At 61.9% G+C, this 18,116-nt stretch carries 15 protein-coding genes; 6 read left to right on the top strand and 9 right to left on the bottom strand.

Features of this window, described 5'->3' with window-relative positions:
* Nucleotides 1-179: 179 nt before the first annotated feature.
* Together gyrA and mtnA are read right to left on the bottom strand one after the other, a co-directional pair.
* Nucleotides 180-2,834: a DNA gyrase subunit A gene (gene gyrA / locus ACI512_RS12250; protein ID WP_231809056.1), complete on the bottom strand. Its 2,655-nt coding sequence runs from the start codon at nt 2,832-2,834 to the stop codon at nt 180-182.
* 424 nt (nt 2,835-3,258) lie between these two features.
* A complete protein-coding gene (gene mtnA / locus ACI512_RS12245; RefSeq protein WP_064052331.1) occupies nt 3,259-4,335 on the bottom strand; it encodes an S-methyl-5-thioribose-1-phosphate isomerase in 1,077 nt (358 codons plus the stop codon).
* A gap of 108 nt (nt 4,336-4,443) precedes the next feature.
* Here mtnA and ACI512_RS12240 point away from each other — a divergent pair, with 108 nt between their 5' ends.
* The 4 genes from ACI512_RS12240 (at nt 4,444) to ACI512_RS12225 (ending at nt 8,133) form a co-directional block, all read left to right on the top strand.
* Nucleotides 4,444-5,775, top strand: a complete 1,332-nt coding sequence (locus ACI512_RS12240; protein ID WP_236382285.1) for a TRZ/ATZ family hydrolase — start codon at nt 4,444-4,446, stop codon at nt 5,773-5,775.
* A 64-nt stretch (nt 5,776-5,839) separates the two neighbouring features.
* Nucleotides 5,840-6,538, top strand: a complete 699-nt coding sequence (gene ubiG / locus ACI512_RS12235; RefSeq protein WP_003172645.1) for a bifunctional 2-polyprenyl-6-hydroxyphenol methylase/3-demethylubiquinol 3-O-methyltransferase UbiG — start codon at nt 5,840-5,842, stop codon at nt 6,536-6,538.
* Nucleotides 6,539-6,542: 4 nt separating this feature from the next.
* On the top strand, nt 6,543-7,214 hold the full coding sequence (mupP, locus tag ACI512_RS12230) for an N-acetylmuramic acid 6-phosphate phosphatase MupP (RefSeq protein WP_064052329.1): 672 nt from the start codon (nt 6,543-6,545) through the stop codon (nt 7,212-7,214).
* Nucleotides 7,215-7,392: 178 nt separating this feature from the next.
* Nucleotides 7,393-8,133, top strand: a complete 741-nt coding sequence (locus tag ACI512_RS12225; protein WP_236382374.1) for a YciK family oxidoreductase — start codon at nt 7,393-7,395, stop codon at nt 8,131-8,133.
* Nucleotides 8,134-8,268: 135 nt separating this feature from the next.
* Here ACI512_RS12225 and ACI512_RS12220 read toward each other — a convergent pair whose 3' ends face one another.
* From ACI512_RS12220 to ACI512_RS12195, 6 genes are read right to left on the bottom strand one after another with little or no spacing between them, the layout of a single operon-like run.
* Nucleotides 8,269-9,783, bottom strand: coding sequence for an ABC transporter substrate-binding protein (locus tag ACI512_RS12220; protein ID WP_012722923.1), 1,515 nt, complete (start codon nt 9,781-9,783; stop codon nt 8,269-8,271).
* Nucleotides 9,784-9,815: 32 nt separating this feature from the next.
* Nucleotides 9,816-10,787: an ABC transporter ATP-binding protein gene (locus tag ACI512_RS12215; protein WP_012722922.1), complete on the bottom strand. Its 972-nt coding sequence runs from the start codon at nt 10,785-10,787 to the stop codon at nt 9,816-9,818.
* Entirely contained in the window at nt 10,784-11,740 is a 957-nt protein-coding gene (locus ACI512_RS12210) for an ABC transporter ATP-binding protein (protein ID WP_046035078.1), read from the bottom strand. Before ACI512_RS12210 ends, ACI512_RS12215 begins: the two co-directional genes overlap by 4 nt.
* Nucleotides 11,737-12,594, bottom strand: a complete 858-nt coding sequence (locus ACI512_RS12205; protein ID WP_012722920.1) for an ABC transporter permease — start codon at nt 12,592-12,594, stop codon at nt 11,737-11,739. Before ACI512_RS12205 ends, ACI512_RS12210 begins: the two co-directional genes overlap by 4 nt.
* On the bottom strand, nt 12,591-13,538 hold the full coding sequence (locus ACI512_RS12200; RefSeq protein WP_012722919.1) for an ABC transporter permease: 948 nt from the start codon (nt 13,536-13,538) through the stop codon (nt 12,591-12,593). The genes ACI512_RS12205 and ACI512_RS12200 overlap by 4 nt, the downstream gene beginning before the upstream one ends.
* Nucleotides 13,539-13,541: 3 nt before the next feature.
* On the bottom strand, nt 13,542-14,429 hold the full coding sequence (locus tag ACI512_RS12195) for a proline iminopeptidase-family hydrolase (protein WP_012722918.1): 888 nt from the start codon (nt 14,427-14,429) through the stop codon (nt 13,542-13,544).
* A 182-nt stretch (nt 14,430-14,611) separates the two neighbouring features.
* On the opposite strand from ACI512_RS12195, the gene ACI512_RS12190 reads away from it, so the two are divergent.
* Nucleotides 14,612-15,376, top strand: a complete 765-nt coding sequence (locus ACI512_RS12190) for a LuxR family transcriptional regulator (protein ID WP_012722917.1) — start codon at nt 14,612-14,614, stop codon at nt 15,374-15,376.
* Nucleotides 15,377-15,468: 92 nt separating this feature from the next.
* A complete protein-coding gene (locus ACI512_RS12185; RefSeq protein ID WP_231808320.1) occupies nt 15,469-16,401 on the top strand; it encodes a proline iminopeptidase-family hydrolase in 933 nt (310 codons plus the stop codon).
* A gap of 115 nt (nt 16,402-16,516) precedes the next feature.
* On the opposite strand, the gene ACI512_RS12180 is transcribed toward ACI512_RS12185, so the two are convergent.
* Nucleotides 16,517-18,019, bottom strand: a complete 1,503-nt coding sequence (locus tag ACI512_RS12180) for a nucleobase:cation symporter-2 family protein (RefSeq protein WP_405121817.1) — start codon at nt 18,017-18,019, stop codon at nt 16,517-16,519.
* Nucleotides 18,020-18,116 lie beyond the last annotated feature (97 nt).

Here is an 18,116-nt window from a genome sequence, read left to right as displayed (position 1 = left end):
GAACCCTTGTGGGAGCTGGCTTGCCTGCGATAAGGGCACCTCGGTAGCGCAGTGATACCGCGGCGCTGCCATCGCAGGCAAGCCAGCTCCCACATTGACCGCGTCCAGCCAAAGGACGTTTATTTCATAAGGGACAAACAACAAGGGGGCGAATCTTCATCCGCCCCCTGTGTGTCCGCTTATTCCTGCGGTTCTTCTTCGTCTGCGGCAGCATCGAGGGTTGGCTCGTCGACGTTGTCATCGCCTGCTGCGATCACCTCGCCTTCAATTTCCTCGCCCTCCAGCTCTTCGCCTTCGACTTCCGACGGCTCCTGGACACGCTCCAGGCCGACCAGTTTTTCGTCTTTGGCCAGCTTGATCAAGGTCACGCCCTGGGTGTTACGGCCCAGGCTCGACACTTCAGCCACACGGGTACGCACCAGGGTGCCCTGGTCGGAAATCAGCATGATTTCCTCGCCGTCGAGCACCTGGACCGCGCCGACCAGACGGCCGTTGCGGTCGTTGCTGACCATGGCGATCACGCCCTGGCCGCCACGCTTGTACTCCGGGAACTCGCTGATGGCCGTACGCTTGCCATAACCACGCTCGGAAGCGGTGAGGATCTGGCTGCCTTCTTCCGGGATCAGCATCGAAATCAGCTTCTGCCCTTCCGGCAGGCGCATGCCGCGCACACCGCGGGCGGTACGGCCCATGGCACGAACGTCGGATTCCTTGAAGCGCGTCACCTTGCCACCGTCGGAGAACAGCATGACTTCACGCTCGCCATCGGTGATGGCGGCGGAGATCAGTACGTCGCCTTCGTCCAGCTCCAGGGCGATCAGGCCCACGCTGCGTTGACGGCTGAAGGATTCCAGCGGGGTCTTTTTCACGGTGCCTTTGGCGGTCGCCATGAAGATGAAGTGACCTTCGGTGTATTCCTCGACCGGCAGCATGGTGGTGATGTATTCATCACTGTCCAGCGGCAGCAGGTTGACCAGCGGACGACCACGGGCGGCACGCGACGCTTCCGGGATTTCGTAGGTTTTCAGCCAGTACACCTTGCCCTTGCTGGAGAACAGCAGCAGCGTGGTGTGACTGTTGGCAACCAGCAGGTGAGCGATGTAGTCCTCATCCTTGACGCCGGTAGCCGATTTACCTTTACCGCCACGGCGCTGGGCCTGGTACGCAGCCAACGGCTGGGTCTTGGCATAGCCACCGTGGGAAATGGTCACCACACGCTCTTCTTCCGGGATCATGTCACCCAGGGTCAGGTCGAGGCGCGCGTCGAGGATCTCGGTGCGGCGCACGTCGCCGTATTCGGCGCGGATCACTTCCAGTTCTTCGCGGATCACTTCCATCAGGCGCACGGCGCTGCTGAGGATGCGGATCAACTCGCCGATCTGGTTGAGGATCTCCTGGTACTCGGCCAGCAGCTTCTCGTGCTCCAGGCCGGTCAGGCGGTGCAGGCGCAGTTCCAGGATGGCCTGGGCCTGTTCCGGCGACAGGAAGTACTTGCCGTCACGCAGGCCGTATTGCGGGTCCAGGGTCTCCGGACGGCACGAGTCGGCGCCGGCACGTTCAACCATCGCCACGACAGCACTGGACTCCCACGGCATCTTGATCAGGGCTTCTTTAGCTTCCGACGGGGTCGGCGAAGCCTTGATCAGGGCGATCACCGGGTCGATGTTCGACAGCGCAACCGCCTGGCCTTCCAGGATGTGGCCACGCTCGCGGGCCTTGCGCAGTTCGAACACGGTACGGCGGGTAACGACTTCGCGACGGTGACGGACGAAGGCTTCCAACAGATCCTTGAGGTTCAGGATGCGTGGGCGGCCATCGATCAGTGCAACCACGTTGATACCAAACACGCTTTGCAGCTGGGTCTGGGCATAGAGGTTGTTGAGGATCACCTCAGGCACTTCGCCACGGCGCAGCTCGATCACGACGCGCATACCGTCTTTGTCGGACTCGTCGCGCAGCTCGGTGATGCCTTCCAGCTTCTTCTCTTTAACCAGCTCGGCGATCTTCTCGATCAGACGCGCCTTGTTCAGCTGGTAAGGGAGCTCGGTGATGACGATCTGCTGGCGGCCACCGACCTTGTCGATGTCTTCGATCATCGAGCGGGCGCGCATGTAAATGCGGCCGCGACCGGTGCGGTAGGCTTCGATGATGCCGGCGCGACCGTTGATGATCGCGGCGGTCGGGAAGTCCGGACCGGGGATGTATTGCATCAGCTCATCGACGGTCAGCTCGGGGTTGTCGATGAGGGCCAGGCAACCGTCGATGACTTCACCGAGGTTGTGCGGCGGGATGTTGGTGGCCATGCCCACGGCGATACCGCTGGAACCGTTGACCAGCAGGTTGGGGATCTTGGTTGGCATGACGGCCGGGATCATTTCGGTGCCGTCGTAGTTCGGCACCCAGTCCACGGTTTCTTTATGCAGGTCGGCCAGCAGCTCGTGCGCCAGCTTGGTCATGCGCACTTCGGTGTATCGCATGGCCGCGGCGTTGTCGCCGTCGACCGAACCGAAGTTGCCCTGGCCGTCTACCAGCAGGTAGCGCAGGGAAAACGGCTGGGCCATCCGAACGATGGTGTCGTACACCGCAGTGTCGCCGTGAGGGTGATACTTACCGATCACGTCACCGACAACACGGGCAGATTTCTTGTACGGCTTGTTCCAGTCGTTACCCAGCTCGCTCATCGCGAACAGCACACGCCGGTGCACGGGCTTCAAGCCATCGCGCGCATCAGGCAGTGCCCGACCGACAATTACGCTCATCGCGTAGTCGAGGTAGGACTGTTTCAGCTCGTCTTCGATATTGACCGGGAGGATTTCTTTGGCCAGTTCGCCCATGAGAAGCCTGATTCCTTTTTCGGGTGAAACCTCGTCACATCCATTTGGGACGAACGAAGCTCGCCGCTGCCGGCAGAGTGCCTGACAACGACTTACGACAAATCAACGAGTTATGACACGGATCTGCACGTTATAGGCCACCCCTCGGGGTGGCCCTGGAAACCGCCGGATGTTATCACAATCGCCGCCACGCACCTATCCCCCTGATGCGCATGGAGCATAGTAAGTTGACGGATGACAGGCTTGAGGGCGACGAGAGGGGCTCAGAGGTGGGTTGGTGCTTTTTTCTGAGGCCAGATCCGAGGGTTTTGTTGACTTATAAAGCCAATCGGGGGCAAGCCCCCGCCCACATTTTGAATGCGTTCGCCGTTCACGTGTGGGAGGGGGCTTGCCCCCGATGGCCATTCCACAAACACCACCCCCCTCAATGCAACCGCTTACGGCACATCAACTTGGCCAACTTGGCCGTATCCGGCCGCTCGACCACACCTTTCTCGGTCACGATCACGTCGATCAGGTCAGCCGGGGTCACGTCAAACACCGGGTTGTAGGCATTCACATCCGCCGCAAAGCGCTGGCCGGCCACTTCCAGCAACTCACCAATATCGCGCTCTTCCAGGGCAACGTCATCGCCAGTGGCCATCATCATGTCCAGGGTGGAACTCGGCGCCACCACCATGAAACGCACGCCATGGTGCATCGCGCACACCGCCAGCTGGTAGGTGCCGATCTTGCTGATCACATCACCATTGGCGGCAATGCAATCGGCGCCGACGATCACCCACGTCACGCCTTTGGTCTTGAGGATATGCGCCCCCGCCGAATCGGCATTCACCGTCACCGGGATACCCTCGCCCGCCAGTTCCCAGGCGGTCAGCCGCGAACCTTGCAGCCAGGGGCGCGTTTCGTTGGCGTAGACCTGCTCGACCATGCCCTCCAGGTAGGCCGCGCGAATCACTCCGAGCGCCGTTCCCACGCCGCCGGTCGCCAGGGCGCCTGCGTTGCCGTGGGTGAGGATGGCCTGGGCATTGCCCTGGTGCTTGCGGATCAGTTCGACGCCCAGTTGGGCCATGGTCAGGTTGGCTTCGCGATCACTTTCATGGATCGCGATGGCTTCGGCTTCCAGCACCGCCAGCGGATCGGCGTGCTTCTTGACGCGATCCAGACGGTCGCGCATGCGCTTCAACGCCCAGAACAGGTTCGATGCGGTGGGACGGGCATCGGCTAACAGTGCGTAGTCTTCTTCCCAGGCAGCCTGCCAGTCACCGCCCTCGGCGATGCGCACACGGGCCGCCAACACCAGGCCATACGCAGCACTGATGCCAATGGCCGGCGCACCGCGCACCACCATCGTACGAATAGCTGCCGCCACGTCTTCGACCGTCACGCAGGCCACCCAGCTTTCCCGGGACGGCAAGGCACGCTGATCGAGCAGGTACAGCGCGCCATCACGCCAATCGATGGCCTTCACCTTCTCCGCTGCCAACAGTCGATCGCGCATCCCTTACTCCGCACTCAAGAACAAAGCCGCCGATTATAGCGATCCGCCAGCCAGGACGCTCGGGTATACTTCGCCCTTCTTTTATAGCTGCCTGGGAAGAATCCCGCGATGACCGCCACTGCCGCCCCGCTCGACGTGTTGCTGCTGCCAACCTGGCTGGTGCCTGTCGAACCCGCTGGCGTGGTGCTCAAGGAGCATGGCCTGGGCATCCGCGATGGGCGCATTGCCTTTATCGGGCCACGGGCAGCGGCCTTGAAGCTGGCGGCCCATGAGGTGCGCGAGCTGCCGGGCATGCTGCTCAGCCCCGGCCTGATCAACGCCCACGGGCATGCGGCGATGAGCCTGTTTCGCGGCCTGGCCGACGACCTGCCACTGATGACCTGGCTGGAAAAACACATCTGGCCCGCCGAGGCCAAGTGGGTCGATGAAGCGTTCGTGCGCGACGGCACCGACCTGGCCATCGCCGAGCAGCTCAAGGGTGGCATCACCTGCTTCTCCGACATGTACTTTTACCCCAAGGTCGCCAGCGACCGCGTACACAACAGCGGCATGCGCGCGCAGATCGCGATTCCGATCCTCGATTTCCCGATTCCCGGCGCCAGCACGGCCGATGAGGCGATTCGCCAGGGCATCGAACTGTTCGGCGACCTCAAGCACCACCCGCGCATCAAGATCACCTTCGGCCCCCACGCGCCTTACACCGTGTGCGATGACAACCTGGAAAAAATCCGCGTGATCGCCGAAGAGCTGGACGCCACGATCCATATGCATGTTCACGAAACCGCCTTTGAAGTGCAGCAAGCCGTCGAGCAGACCGGCGAGCGCCCACTGGCGCGCCTGGGTCGCCTCGGGCTGTTGGGGCCGCGCTTCCAGGCCGTTCATATGACCCAAATCAGCGAGGATGACCTGGCTTTGCTGGTAGAAAGCAACACCAGCGTCATCCATTGCCCGGAATCCAACCTGAAACTGGCCAGCGGCTTTTGCCCGGTGGAGCGTCTGTGGCAGGCTGGCGTGAATGTGGCCATCGGCACCGATGGCGCCGCCAGCAACAATGACCTCGACCTGCTGGGCGAAACCCGCACCGCGGCGATGCTGGCGAAGGCCGTCGCCGGTTCGGCCACGGCGCTGGATGCCCACCGGGCCCTGCGCATGGCGACGCTCAATGGCGCGCGGGCCATGGGCCTGGAAAGCGAGATTGGCTCGCTGGAGGTCGGCAAGGCGGCGGATATCGTTGCCTTCGATCTGTCGGGGCTGGCGCAACAACCGATCTACGATCCGGTCTCACAGCTTATATATGCCACCGGACGCGATTGCGTGAAACACCTTTGGGTCGCCGGCAAGCAATTGCTCGACGACCGGCAGTTGACCCGCATGGATGAACACCAGTTGACCGCCACGGCCATCGCCTGGGGTCAACGTATCAGCGGGCACAGCGAATAACGCCGGTCTTGAACCGTATCGTTCAGGACTGACAAACCGATTTATCAGATTTAGAGGATTCACCATGAGCAACGTCGACCACGCCGAAATCGCCAAATTCGAAGCCCTGGCTCACCGCTGGTGGGACCGCGAAAGCGAGTTCAAACCCCTGCACGACATCAACCCGCTGCGGGTCAACTGGATTGACGAACGCGTCAACCTGGCCGGCAAGAAGGTGCTGGACGTGGGCTGCGGCGGCGGCATCCTCAGCGAAGCCATGGCCCAGCGCGGCGCGACCGTGATGGGCATCGACATGGGTGAAGCGCCCTTGGCGGTGGCCCAGCTGCACCAGCTGGAATCCGGCGTGAGCGTGGAGTATCGCCAGATCACCGCCGAAGCCCTGGCTGAAGAGATGCCCGAGCAGTTCGACGTGGTCACCTGCCTGGAAATGCTCGAGCACGTGCCGGACCCGTCCTCGGTGATCCGTGCGTGCTTCCGCATGGTCAAGCCGGGCGGCCAAGTGTTCTTCTCCACCATCAACCGCAACCCCAAGGCCTACCTGTTCGCGATCATCGGCGCCGAATACATCATGAAGCTGCTGCCGCGCGGCACCCATGACTTCAAGAAATTCATCCGCCCTTCCGAACTGGGCGCCTGGAGCCGCCAGGCCGGGCTGACCGTCAAGGACATCATCGGCCTGACCTACAACCCGCTGACCAAACACTACAAGCTGGCCAGCGATGTTGACGTCAACTACATGATCCAGACCCTGCGCGAGGAGTGAGCCTGTGAAGTTGCGAGCGGTTCTCTTCGATATGGACGGTACCCTGCTGGACACCGCGCCGGACTTTATCGCCATCTGCCAGGCCATGCGCGCCGACCGCGGCCTGGCGCCGATCAATCCCCAGCACATCCGCGATGAAATCTCCGGCGGTGCGCGGGCGATGGTCGCCGTGACCTTCTCGATGGACCCGGAATCCCCAGGTTTTGAAGCGCTGCGCCAGGAGTTCCTCGAGCGCTACCTCAAGGGCTGCGCGGTCCACAGTAAATTATTCGACGGCATGGCCGAGCTGCTGGAAGACATCGAAAAAGCCAAGCTGATCTGGGGCGTGGTCACCAATAAGCCACTGCGCTTTGCCGAACCGATCATGCAGCAGCTGGGCCTGGCCGAGCGCTCGGCGCTGCTGATCTGCCCCGACCATGTGAAAAACAGCAAGCCGGACCCGGAGCCGATGATCCTGGCGTGCAAGATGCTCGACCTGGACCCGGCCAGCGTGCTGTTCGTGGGCGATGACCTGCGCGATATCGAGTCCGGCCGCGACGCCGGCACCCGTACCGCGGCGGTGACCTACGGCTATATCCACCCGGACGACAACCCGCGCCATTGGGGTGCCGATGTGGTGGTGGATCACCCGCTGGAGCTGCGTAAAGTGCTGGATAACGCACTGTGCAGTTGCTGATTGGGAATGCTTGCGGCTGATGTGCCTTTGTGGCGAGGGAGCTTGCTCCCGCTGGGGCGCGAAGCGGCCCCAAAAGATGGGCCTGCTACGCAGGCCGGCGGGAGCAAGCTCCCTCGCCACAAAAGCAGAGGCTGCGATCAATCACATGGATTTTCTGTGAATTCTGTCGAGGTTGTTTATGTTTGATTACTCCGCACGTCCAGAACTGCTCAAAGGCCGAACCATCCTGGTGACCGGCGCCGGTCGCGGGATTGGCGCGGCAGCGGCGAAAACCTACGCCGCCCATGGCGCTACCGTGCTGTTGCTGGGCAAGACCGAAGCCAACCTGGCCCAGGTCTATGACGAAATCGAAGCGGCGGGCCAGCCGCAACCGGTGGTGATCCCATTCAACCTGGAGACCGCCCTGCCCCATCAGTACGATGAGCTGGCCGCGATGATCGAAAAAGAATTCGGCCACCTCGACGGCCTGCTGCACAACGCCTCGATCATCGGCCCACGCACGCCGATCGAGCAGTTGTCCGGTGAGAATTTCATGCGGGTCATACACGTGAACGTCAACGCGATGTTCATGCTGACCAGCACCCTGCTGCCGCTGCTCAAACTGTCCCAGGATGCGTCGGTGGTGTTCACCTCCAGCAGCGTCGGGCGTAAGGGCCGGGCGTATTGGGGGGCTTACGGAGTGTCGAAGTTTGCGACCGAGGGGCTGATGCAAACCCTGGCCGACGAGCTGGAGGACGTGGCGGCGGTACGGGCCAACAGCATCAACCCCGGTGGCACGCGCACCAGCATGCGCGCCCAGGCATACCCAGGGGAAAACCCGATGGAAAGGCCTGCGCCGGAAGAGATCATGCCGGTGTACCTGTACCTGATGGGGCCGGACAGTGCCGGCATCAACGGGCAGGCGTTCGACGCGCAATAACAGGCACACTATAAAACCAAATGTGGGAGGGGGCTTGCCCCCGATAGCAGGTGATCAGTCACAACCTCTTTGACTGATGCACCGCTATCGGGAGCAAGCCCCCTCCCACAGTTGTATTGCGGTGTGCTTTGGATCTTAGTTTTTCACCACTTCCTCAAGGGTGAAACGCCCCAGCGGGTTTTGCAGGAAGTTGCTCACATTCTTGCGTGAGATGTTGATGTACGGGCTGTAGTACAAGTCGATCCAGTTCACGTCCTGTTTCGCCAGTTTCTGCAATTCCACATACATCTGCTCACGCTTGGCCGGGTCGGCCTCGATGCGTGCGGCGGCTACCAGGTCCTTGACCTTGTCGTTCTTGTAGCGGGTCATGTAGTTCTGGTTGGTGTCGTGGCCCAGCACGAAGGTGGTCTTCTGGTCCGGGTCGAGGATGTCGTTAGTCCAGTACATCACCGAAATATCGTACTCACCGTCCACCAGCATCTGCCAGCTTTGGGTCGGGTCGACCTTTTGCAGGTTGGCGGTCACGCCGACCTTGGCCAGTTGGTCCTTGATGATCACCGCAATCTGCTCGTCGGCTTCGTTGCCGGCGTTGACCACGTAGTTGAGCTTCAAGTCCTTGGCGCCGGCCTGCTCCAGCAGCTTCTTGGCGGCGGTCGGGTCGTACGGGCGCTGCAGGTTGTTGGCGTAGTGGTACAGCGAGCCCTTTGGAATGTAGGAATAGGCCACGGTGCCCTGACCGTAGGTGGCGGTCTTGACCAGCGATTGTTTGTCGATCGCCATGTCCAGCGCTTCACGCACTTCCTGCTTGGCCAGCAAGCCATGGGCGTGGTTGATCAGCAGGTGATCTTCACGGGTCGACGGGTCGGCGTGGATCACCACGTTCTTGTCTTTCTTCAGCTCTTCAACCCGTGAGAACGGTACGAAGATCGCCGTGTCCAGCTCGTTGTTCTGCACCATGCGCATGCGGGTGTTGTCGTCGGTGACGGACACCCACTCCACGCCATCCAGGCTCACGTTCTTGGCCTGCCAGAAGTTCGGGTTCTTCTTGAGGATCACCCGATCGCCCTTGCGCCACTCGTCCACGGTAAACGCACCGGAGGTCACCGGGTTTTCCGAGTAGGCGTCTTCGCCCATCTTGGTCATGGCTTTTTCCGACAGGATCGACACCGTCGGCGACGCCAGTTGCGAGAGGAAGGCTACGGCCGGAGTCTTGAGGGTGACCACCAGGGTTTTCGGGTCCGACGCCTTGGCGGTGTTGATCAGGTTGAACGGATCGGCCCACAGCGAGGCTTTGTTGTCGCGAATACGCAACAGGCTGAACGCCGCATCTTCGGCGGTAATCGGCGAGCCATCCGAGAACTTCGCATCACGCAGCTTGAAGGTGTAGGTCAGGCCGTCCTTGGAGATGTCCCAGCTTTCGGCCAGGCCCGGCTCCATCTTGGTGCCCAGGTTGTCGACGCGCACCAGGGTGTCGTAGACGTTGGCGAAGACCCAGGTGTCGCGGTTCTGAGCGCTTTTGATCGGGTCGAACGTGGTGCTGTCTTCACGGCAGCCGATGGTCAATACACCCGCCGCCTGGGCAAAACCAGCGGTCAGCGACCAGGCGGTCAATGTGGCGGCGGCGAGCAACTTCAAGTGGCGCGATTGCATATCACAACTCCTTGTTAATGAATGGCAGAGGGTTAAAGCAAAGGTTCTTCAAGCACGCAACTGTACCGATGCTCGTGCAGGAAATGCGTCGGCGGCAACACCACGGAACACATGGAGCGGGCATGCCGGCAACGCGGGTGAAAGGCACAGCCCGTAGGCAAATTCAGTGGGCTCGGGGGTTCACCCGGCAAGGGCTCCGTAGGTAACGGCCGATGCGGGTCAATCTCGGGAATCGCCTGGATCAGCGCCGCCGTGTACGGATGACGTGGCGTTGTAAAGACCGCCTCCACCGGGCCTTCCTCGACAATCTTGCCCAGGTACATCACCGCCACGCGGTCGCACAGGCGGCGCACGATGGCGAGGTCATGGGCGATGAACAGGATCGCCAGGTTCATGCGCTGTTGCAGTTCCAGCAGCAGGTTGATGATCTGGCCCTGGATCGATACGTCCAGCGCCGCCACGCACTCATCGGCGATGATCAGCCGTGGCTCCACCGCCAGCGCCCGGGCGATGCCGACGCGCTGGCATTGCCCGCCGCTGAGGGAGCCGGGTTTGCGGTCGGCGAGTTCGGGGCGCAGGCCGACCAGGTCGAGCAGCTCATTCACGCGCGCGGGAATCTGCTGCGGCGCCACCTTGCGCTGCACCCGCAGCACTTCGGCGATGGTTTCGCCGATGGTGTGGCGCGGGTTCAGCGCGGCGTACGGGTCCTGGAAGATCATCGCGGTTTCATGTCGCAGGCGGGTGATGTCGATGGCGCTGCCGTGGGCCATGTCGACGCCATCAAACAACACCTGGCCGGCGCTGATCGGGTTGAGGTGCAGAATGGCGCGGCCCAGGGTGCTTTTGCCGCTGCCGGACTCACCGACCAGCCCCAGGGTTTCGCCCGCCGCCAGGTTCAGCGACACGCCGTTCACCGCCCTCACCCACTGCTTGTTCAAACCGAACAGGCCGGTGCCGGACGCGGCAAACTTCACCTCGAGGTCCTTGATCTGCAACAGGCTCATGGCTGCGCTCCCAACGGGTAATGACAGGCGACGCGCGCGCCTTCCGGCAGCACCTCGGTACACAAGGCGCCGACCTGCGGGCAACGCGGGTTGAACCGGCAGCCGGCGGGCAATGCATCCAGCAACGGCGGCTGCCCGGGGATGGTGCGCAGCAAGGCGTGGCCACTGCTGTGGGCGGGCTGGCAGTCGATCAAACCGGCGGTGTACGGGTGCTGCGGCCGGGCCAGCAGGTCGTATTTGCTGCCGTGCTCGCAGAGGCGCCCGGCATACATCACGGCAATGGCGTCGCAGGTTTGCGCGACCACGCCGAGGTCGTGGGTGATCATGATGATCGACAGCCCGCGTTGATCGCGCAGGTCCAGCAACAGCCGCAGGATTTGCGCCTGCACCGTCACATCCAGGGCGGTGGTCGGCTCGTCGGCGATCAGCACTTTCGGGTTGCAGCCCAGCGCCACGGCGATCATTGCGCGCTGGCGCATACCGCCGGAAAACTCGTGGGGGTAGTTGTCGATGCGCGCCTGGGGATCGGGAATGCCCACCTGGCGCAACACGTCGATGGCCTGCAGCCGGGCGTCTTTCTTCGATGCGCCCTGGTGCAGGCGAATGCCTTCGGCAATCTGTTCGCCGATGCGCATCAGCGGATCAAGGTGGCTGCTGGGGTTCTGGAAAATCATGCCCAGTTGCCCGCCGCGTATCGCGCGCATCCCCGCATCATCCAACTGCAACAGGTCCTGCCCGGCCAGCCTTACAGCACCGCCCTGCACCCGCAGGTTGGGCGATGGCAGCAAGCGCATAAGACCGCGACAGGCCATGGTCTTGCCCGAGCCGCTCTCACCCACCAAGCCAAGGATTTCGCCCTCGGCCAGATCGAAGGACACGCGGTCGACCAAGGTCACCTCGCGCCCGGCATTGTTGGCGATCACGCTGAGATCGCGCACCTGCAGCACGCTCATGAGCGATCCCCCAACACTTGCGCCACGCCATCCGCCAGCAAGCTGAAGCCCATGGCCAAGGTCACGATGGCCAGCCCTGGGAAGGTGCAGATCCACCACGCGGTGGTGATAAAGGCTTGCCCCTCGGCCACCATCGTCCCCCACTCGGCGGTCGGCGGTTGCACGCCCAGGCCCAGGTAACTCACGGCGGCGCCATTGAGCAGCACCAATACGGCGTCAGACATGGAAAACACGATCGAGCCGAACATGGCGTTAGGCAATAAATGCCGGAACAGAATGCGCCCATGGCCAAAGCCCAGGCTCTTGGCGGCCAGGGCAAAGTCGCTTTCCTTGAGCACCAGGATTTGCGAGCGGATCAGCCGTGCATACGACACCCAGCCCACCAATGCCATGGCGATATAGAAACTCTTCAGGCCTGGACCGAGGATGGCCATGATCGCCAGCATCAACACCAGGAACGGGAATGCCAGGATCACGTCGATCAGGCGCATGCAGAAACTGTCGAAACGACCGCCGATATAGCCCGACACCGCGCCGACAAAGGTGCCGATCATGAACGGGAAAATCACCCCGACGATGGCCAACTGCAGGTCAATGCGCGCGCCCCAGATGACCCGCGACAGGATGTCCCTACCGTAGTTATCCGTGCCAAAGGGATGAGCAAGGCTCGGGCCGAGCAAACTGATATCGGTGTTTTGCGCAATCGGGTCATAAGGTGCAATCCACGGCGCACACAGCGCCAGCGCCAGCCACACCAGCAAAATCAACAGGCCCCACGCAGCCGTCAGGCGGCCATTGCGAAAACCAAAACGCAGGCGCAAACGCCACGGGGCAATCAACGGGCGGCTGCTCATTGCATCTTCACCCGTGGGTCGAGGGCCACGGTCACCACGTCGGCGATGAAGTTGACCACCACTGTCGCGCAGGCGAGCACCATGGCGACGCCCTGCACCACCATGTAGTCGCGGGTGAAAATGCCGCGCACCAGCAACTGGCCGATGCCGGGAATGGCAAACAGGCTTTCGATCACCACCGTGCCGCTGATCAGCCAGCCGATATTCACCGCCAGCAGGTTGACCGCCGGCACCAGGGAATTGGGCAGCACATGGCGGCGAAACACGGCGGCTTCCGACAGCCCACGAGCCCGGGCGGCGGTGACATGGTCAGCCTGCAACTCCATCAGCATGCTCGCCCGCAGGTTGCGCACCAGCACCGCCGACAGCGCCAGGGCGATGGTCAGGCACGGCAGCACCATGTGATGCGCCTTGTCCAGCCAGGTACGACCGTAACCGGACACGGGAAACAAGCCCCACTGCACGCTCAGCAACAGGATCAGCATCAAGCCCAGCCAGAACGCCGGCATGCCCAGGCCGACCGTGGTGAACACGCGGATCAGGTTATCCGCCCAGCCGCCCTTGTTACGCGCGGCCAACGTCGCCAGCGGCACCGCGATCAGCAGCGCCAGCACCACGCTGCCGAGCACCAATACCAGCGTGGGTTCGATGCGGGTGACGATCAGCTTGAGCGCGTCGACCTTGTACAGCAGCGATTGGCCGAGGTCGCCCTTGAGCAGATTTTTCAGGAAGTAGAAATATTGCAGCCACAACGGCTGGTCGAGGCCGTACTGGGCGCGGATTTTCAGCAAGGCGTCCGGCGTGCTGCGCGAACCCAGCAGGGCACGGGCCGGGTCGCCGGGAATCGAGCGCACCAGCACAAAGGTAATCAGGCTGATGCCAAACAGCACCGGCAGCAACTGCAGCGGCCGGGACAGGACAAAACGGTAGCGCGCCAGGTTCATCCGTCAGCCTCGATGACGCGCAAGGAAGTCCAACAGCACCGGGAAGTACGCCTGGGGTTCCTCATAAAAGGGCATATGGCTGCTGTTGGGGAAAACGTGCAATTGGGCGTGTTTAGCCGCCATTTTCATGCGCAGGGCACAGGCCGGGGTGAGTTCGTCGTGCTGGCCGGTGGTGATCAGGATCGGCATCGTGAACGCGGCCATCTCAGGGATGCGGTTCCAGTCCTTGAGGTTACCGATGTAGAGGAACTCGTTGGGGCCTTGCATGGTTTCGTAAGGGCCCATGTTCCAGTCGCCAAGGGAACGTTTGACCGGCTCGGGCCATTCGTCGAGACGGCACACGTGGCGGTAGTTGAGCAACGTGATCGCGGCCTGGTACTGCGGGTGGTCCAGGGTGCCCATGGCTTCGTGGCGCTGCATCATCGCCACGGTTTCGCTGCCGAGGGCGCCACGCAGGCGTTCGAGCTCCTGGGACAGGTGCGGAATGTCACCGACGGTGTTTTCGAGGATCAGGCTTTTCAGCGCGTCGGGGTAATGGATGGCGTATTCGATGCCCAGCCAGCCGCCCCAGGAATGCCCGAGCAGATGCACGCGGCCCAGGCCCAGGGCTTGGCGCACGGTTTCGACTTCTTCGACATATCGGCCGATTTCCCACAGCGAAACGTCGGTGGGTCTGGCTGATGCGCCCGTGCCAAGCTGGTCGAATGCAACCACTCGCAGGTTGTGTTCCTTGAGCCAGCCATGGGCGTCACGCAGGTAGTCACACGGCAGGCCCGGCCCGCCGTTGAGGCACAGCAGCACCTCATCGCCTTCGCCAAAGCTGTAGACCACGAGGTTATGGCCGTCGACTTGCACGTTGTACTGCTGGTCGGGGGCAATTTCACGCCACATGCGTACGTTCCTTGTGTTGTGTCGGCCTGGCAGGTAGCGGCCGTTTATCGACCAACACTACCGAGGATGCCGCGCGTCCATAACCTAGCATTTCTTATAGGTTTGGCCTGGCAGTCCTTCGCCGGGGCGTGGCATTCTACTTGCAGCAAGTCGAGATTCAAATGAATTCGGGAGCAGAACGGATGCTGGCCAAGCTTACTGCCTTAAATCACCGTCTGATGCCGGGCAGGAGCCTGGACGAGCAGATGGACAACACGTTTATCCTCGCCCAGCAGTTGGGTTTCGATGCACTGGTGTATGACTACACCCCAGTGCCGATCGACCAGGATGGCGCATTGATCACCCCTTCGGTGCTGGAACTGCGCAATACCCCGCCCGACTGGCACGCATTATGGTGCAGCAAGGGCTTCTACCAGATCGATCCGGTGCAACATCTGGCCCTGAGTACGGTGTCGCCCTTCGTGTGGTCCTACGATGTCAAGGTCGACACCCCCCTGCAAAAGATCATCGATCCCTGCCACGCCCCGGTGTCGACCTACCTGCATGACCAGCAGTTGACCTGCGGCGTCAGCGTGCCGATCCACCTGCCACGCGGCGGCTTCGCCTCGCTGACCGGCTTGCGCACCGGCAAGGCCCACAGTGTGCTGCAGGATGCGCAGCAGACCTTGTCGGATTTCAGCCTGATTTCCCACGCCTTGCAGGAAGCGGCCTACCCGCTGTTCAGCAAGGAACTGCGCACTTACCCGCATATTCACCTGACCAAACGCGAACGCGAGTGCCTCAAATGGGCCGCCGACGGCCTGACCGCCGCTGAAATAGCCACGCAACTGAGCCGCTCATTGGCGGTGGTCACCCTGCACCTGGCCTCGGCGATGCACAAGCTGGGGGCCAAGAACCGCGTACAGGCGGTGGTTCGCGCCACTCATTACCGCCTGCTGGAGGACTGACCGTCCGGCAAAACCTAGCTGTTTTGCTAGTTACTTAAATTTCCGTGACGCCTTATCGTGTCCCTGATCCTTTTTTCAGAGCAGGGCACGAAATGGAATTCATCGAAAAGATCCGCGAAGGCTATGCGGCGTTTGGCGCCTACCAAACCTGGTACCGCGTCACCGGTGACCTCTCCAGCGGCCGCACCCCCTTGGTGGTTATCCACGGCGGCCCCGGATGCACGCATGACTATGTAGATGCCTTCAAGGACGTCGCCGCCAGCGGCCACGCCGTGATCCACTACGACCAGTTGGGCAACGGCCGCTCCACCCATCTGCCTGACAAAGACCCGTCCTTCTGGACCGTGGGCCTGTTCCTCGAAGAACTGAATAACCTGCTGGACCACCTGCAGATCAGCGATAACTACGCGATCCTCGGCCAGTCCTGGGGTGGCATGCTCGGCAGTGAACATGCGATTTTGCAACCCAAGGGCCTGCGCGCCTTTATCCCGGCCAACTCGCCGACGTGCATGCGCACCTGGGTCAGCGAAGCCAACCGCCTGCGCAAATTGCTGCCGGAAGGTGTGCATGAAACCCTGCTCAAGCATGAAGCCGCCGGCACCTATCAGGACCCGGAATACCTCGCGGCGTCGCGGGTGTTTTATGACCACCACGTGTGCCGGGTCAACCCGTGGCCGGAAGAAGTAGCACGCACTTTCGCCCAGGTCGATGCGGACCCGACGGTGTACCACGCCATGAGCGGCCCGACCGAATTCCATGTGATCGGGAGCTTGAAGGACTGGAAATCCATTGGCCGCCTGTCGGCCATCACCGTGCCGACGCTGGTGATTTCCGGCCGGCACGACGAAGCGACGCCGTTGGTGGTCAAGCCGTTCTTGGATGAAATCGCAGATGTGCGCTGGGCGCTGTTTGAAGACTCCAGCCACATGCCGCATGTGGAAGAACGCCAGGCGTGCATGGGGACCGTGGTGAAGTTTCTGGATGAGGTGTGTTCAGTACCGCACAACGTGCTCAAGGCGGGCTGAATGCTCAAGCTGGATGCATTCCAATTGTGGGAGGGGGCTTGCCCCCGATAGCGGTGTGTCAGGAGCCAATCACTCAGCTGATACACCGTAATCGGGGGCAAGCCCCCTCCCACATTCAGGCCTCGCTAGCCTCGGGTTTGGTGACCTTCCTAGGCACCTCCGCCACCAACGGGATCTCCCTGCCCTCGGCATCAAACAGCTTGCCGCCTTTGAAGTAATCCCCATCACGCAGTTCCGACACATCACGGAAGCACAAACTGCGCTCAGTCCCCGCCACAAACACCGATTGCTGGTCCGAATTGCCCACGGTGAAATGGTTGAACGCCAGGTTCAGCAGGATCGCCATGATCGCCGAGGAGCTGATCCCCGAGTGAAAGATGGTCGCAAACCAACTCGGGAAGTGATCGTAGAAGCTCGGCGCAGCAATCGGGATCATGCCAAAACCGATGGATGTCGCCACGATGATCAAGTTCATGTTGTTGCGGTAATCGACCTTGGACAAGGTGCGGATACCGCTGGCTGCCACAGTGCCGAACAGCACAATCCCCGCCCCGCCAAGTACCGAGGTGGGCACCGCCGCGATCACACGCCCCATAAAAGGCAGCAGGCCGAGGACCACCAGGAACAGCCCGCCCGTGGCCACCACAAAGCGGCTCTTGACCCCGGTAACCGCGACCAGGCCGACGTTCTGGGCGAAGGCACTCTGGGTGAAGGACCCGAAGATCGGCGCAAACATACTCGACAGCATGTCGGCGCGCAGGCCATTGCCGAGGCGTTTGGAATCGACCTTGGTGTCGATGATTTCACCCACGGCCAGGATGTCCGCCGAGGTCTCGACCAGGGTCACCATCACCACGATGCACATGGAAATGATCGCGGCGACATGGAAGGTGGGCATGCCGAAATGGAATGGCGTGGGGAAACCGAACATCGGCCCCTGGGTCACGCCGGAAAAATCGGCCATGCCGAGGAACACGGCAATCACGGTGCCGATCACCATCGCCAGCAAGATCGACAAGCGCGAAATGGTCGCGCTGCCGATCTTGCTCAGCAGCAACACCAGCACCAGCGTCAATGCCGCCAGGCCGATGTTTGACATGCTGCCGAAATCCGCGGCGCGGCTGTTGCCGCCCATGGCCCAGCGCGCCGCAACGGGCATCAGGGTCAGGCCGATAGTGGTGATCACAATACCCGTCACCAGCGGCGGGAAAAACTTGGTGATCCGCGAAAACACCGGGGTAATCAGTAGCCCGATAAACGACGCGGCCATCACCGCCCCGAGAATCGCCGGCACCCCGCCGGCGCCATCGCTGCCGACAATCGCCACCATGGTTGCCACACCGGCAAACGAGACGCCCTGCACCAGCGGCAACTGACAGCCCAAAAACGGCAGCCCCAGGGTCTGCAATAGCGTGGCCAAGCCACCGGCAAACAATGACGCGGCAATCAGCAAGCCGATGTCTGCCGGCGACAACCCGGCTGCCTGGCCGACGATCAACGGTACCGCGACAATACCGCCGTACATGGTGAGCACATGTTGCAGGCCGTAAGCCATGTTGGCGGCGACGCCGAGATTCTCATCTTCTGGCCGCTGCGGTGACGCCTTCGGGATAGTCATGGTGAGGGGTTCTCTGTTTTTGTTGTGCGGCCACTGTATGCAATATTCGGACTGGATGTCCATAGAGTTGTATACAATCAATCGAACAAGATACCCT

Origin of the sequence: Pseudomonas petroselini (assembly GCF_045037875.1) — a bacterium.
GTDB lineage: Bacteria > Pseudomonadota > Gammaproteobacteria > Pseudomonadales > Pseudomonadaceae > Aquipseudomonas > Aquipseudomonas petroselini.
This window is presented reverse-complemented; position numbering and strand designations above follow the sequence as displayed.

Bases quoted from the DNA above. Each gene is read 5' to 3' on its own strand.
- gyrA (WP_231809056.1), bottom strand. From the start codon at position 2,834: ATGGGCGAACTGGCCAAAGAAATCCTCCCGGTCAATATCGAAGACGAG.
- mtnA (WP_064052331.1), bottom strand. From the start codon at position 4,335: ATGCGCGATCGACTGTTGGCAGCGGAGAAGGTGAAGGCCATCGATTGG.
- ACI512_RS12240 (WP_236382285.1), top strand. From the start codon at position 4,444: ATGACCGCCACTGCCGCCCCGCTCGACGTGTTGCTGCTGCCAACCTGG.
- ubiG (WP_003172645.1), top strand. From the start codon at position 5,840: ATGAGCAACGTCGACCACGCCGAAATCGCCAAATTCGAAGCCCTGGCT.
- ACI512_RS12225 (WP_236382374.1), top strand. From the start codon at position 7,393: ATGTTTGATTACTCCGCACGTCCAGAACTGCTCAAAGGCCGAACCATC.
- ACI512_RS12220 (WP_012722923.1), bottom strand. From the start codon at position 9,783: ATGCAATCGCGCCACTTGAAGTTGCTCGCCGCCGCCACATTGACCGCC.
- ACI512_RS12215 (WP_012722922.1), bottom strand. From the start codon at position 10,787: ATGAGCCTGTTGCAGATCAAGGACCTCGAGGTGAAGTTTGCCGCGTCC.
- ACI512_RS12210 (WP_046035078.1), bottom strand. From the start codon at position 11,740: ATGAGCGTGCTGCAGGTGCGCGATCTCAGCGTGATCGCCAACAATGCC.
- ACI512_RS12205 (WP_012722920.1), bottom strand. From the start codon at position 12,594: ATGAGCAGCCGCCCGTTGATTGCCCCGTGGCGTTTGCGCCTGCGTTTT.
- ACI512_RS12200 (WP_012722919.1), bottom strand. From the start codon at position 13,538: ATGAACCTGGCGCGCTACCGTTTTGTCCTGTCCCGGCCGCTGCAGTTG.
- ACI512_RS12195 (WP_012722918.1), bottom strand. From the start codon at position 14,429: ATGTGGCGTGAAATTGCCCCCGACCAGCAGTACAACGTGCAAGTCGAC.
- ACI512_RS12190 (WP_012722917.1), top strand. From the start codon at position 14,612: ATGCTGGCCAAGCTTACTGCCTTAAATCACCGTCTGATGCCGGGCAGG.
- ACI512_RS12185 (WP_231808320.1), top strand. From the start codon at position 15,469: ATGGAATTCATCGAAAAGATCCGCGAAGGCTATGCGGCGTTTGGCGCC.
- ACI512_RS12180 (WP_405121817.1), bottom strand. From the start codon at position 18,019: ATGACTATCCCGAAGGCGTCACCGCAGCGGCCAGAAGATGAGAATCTC.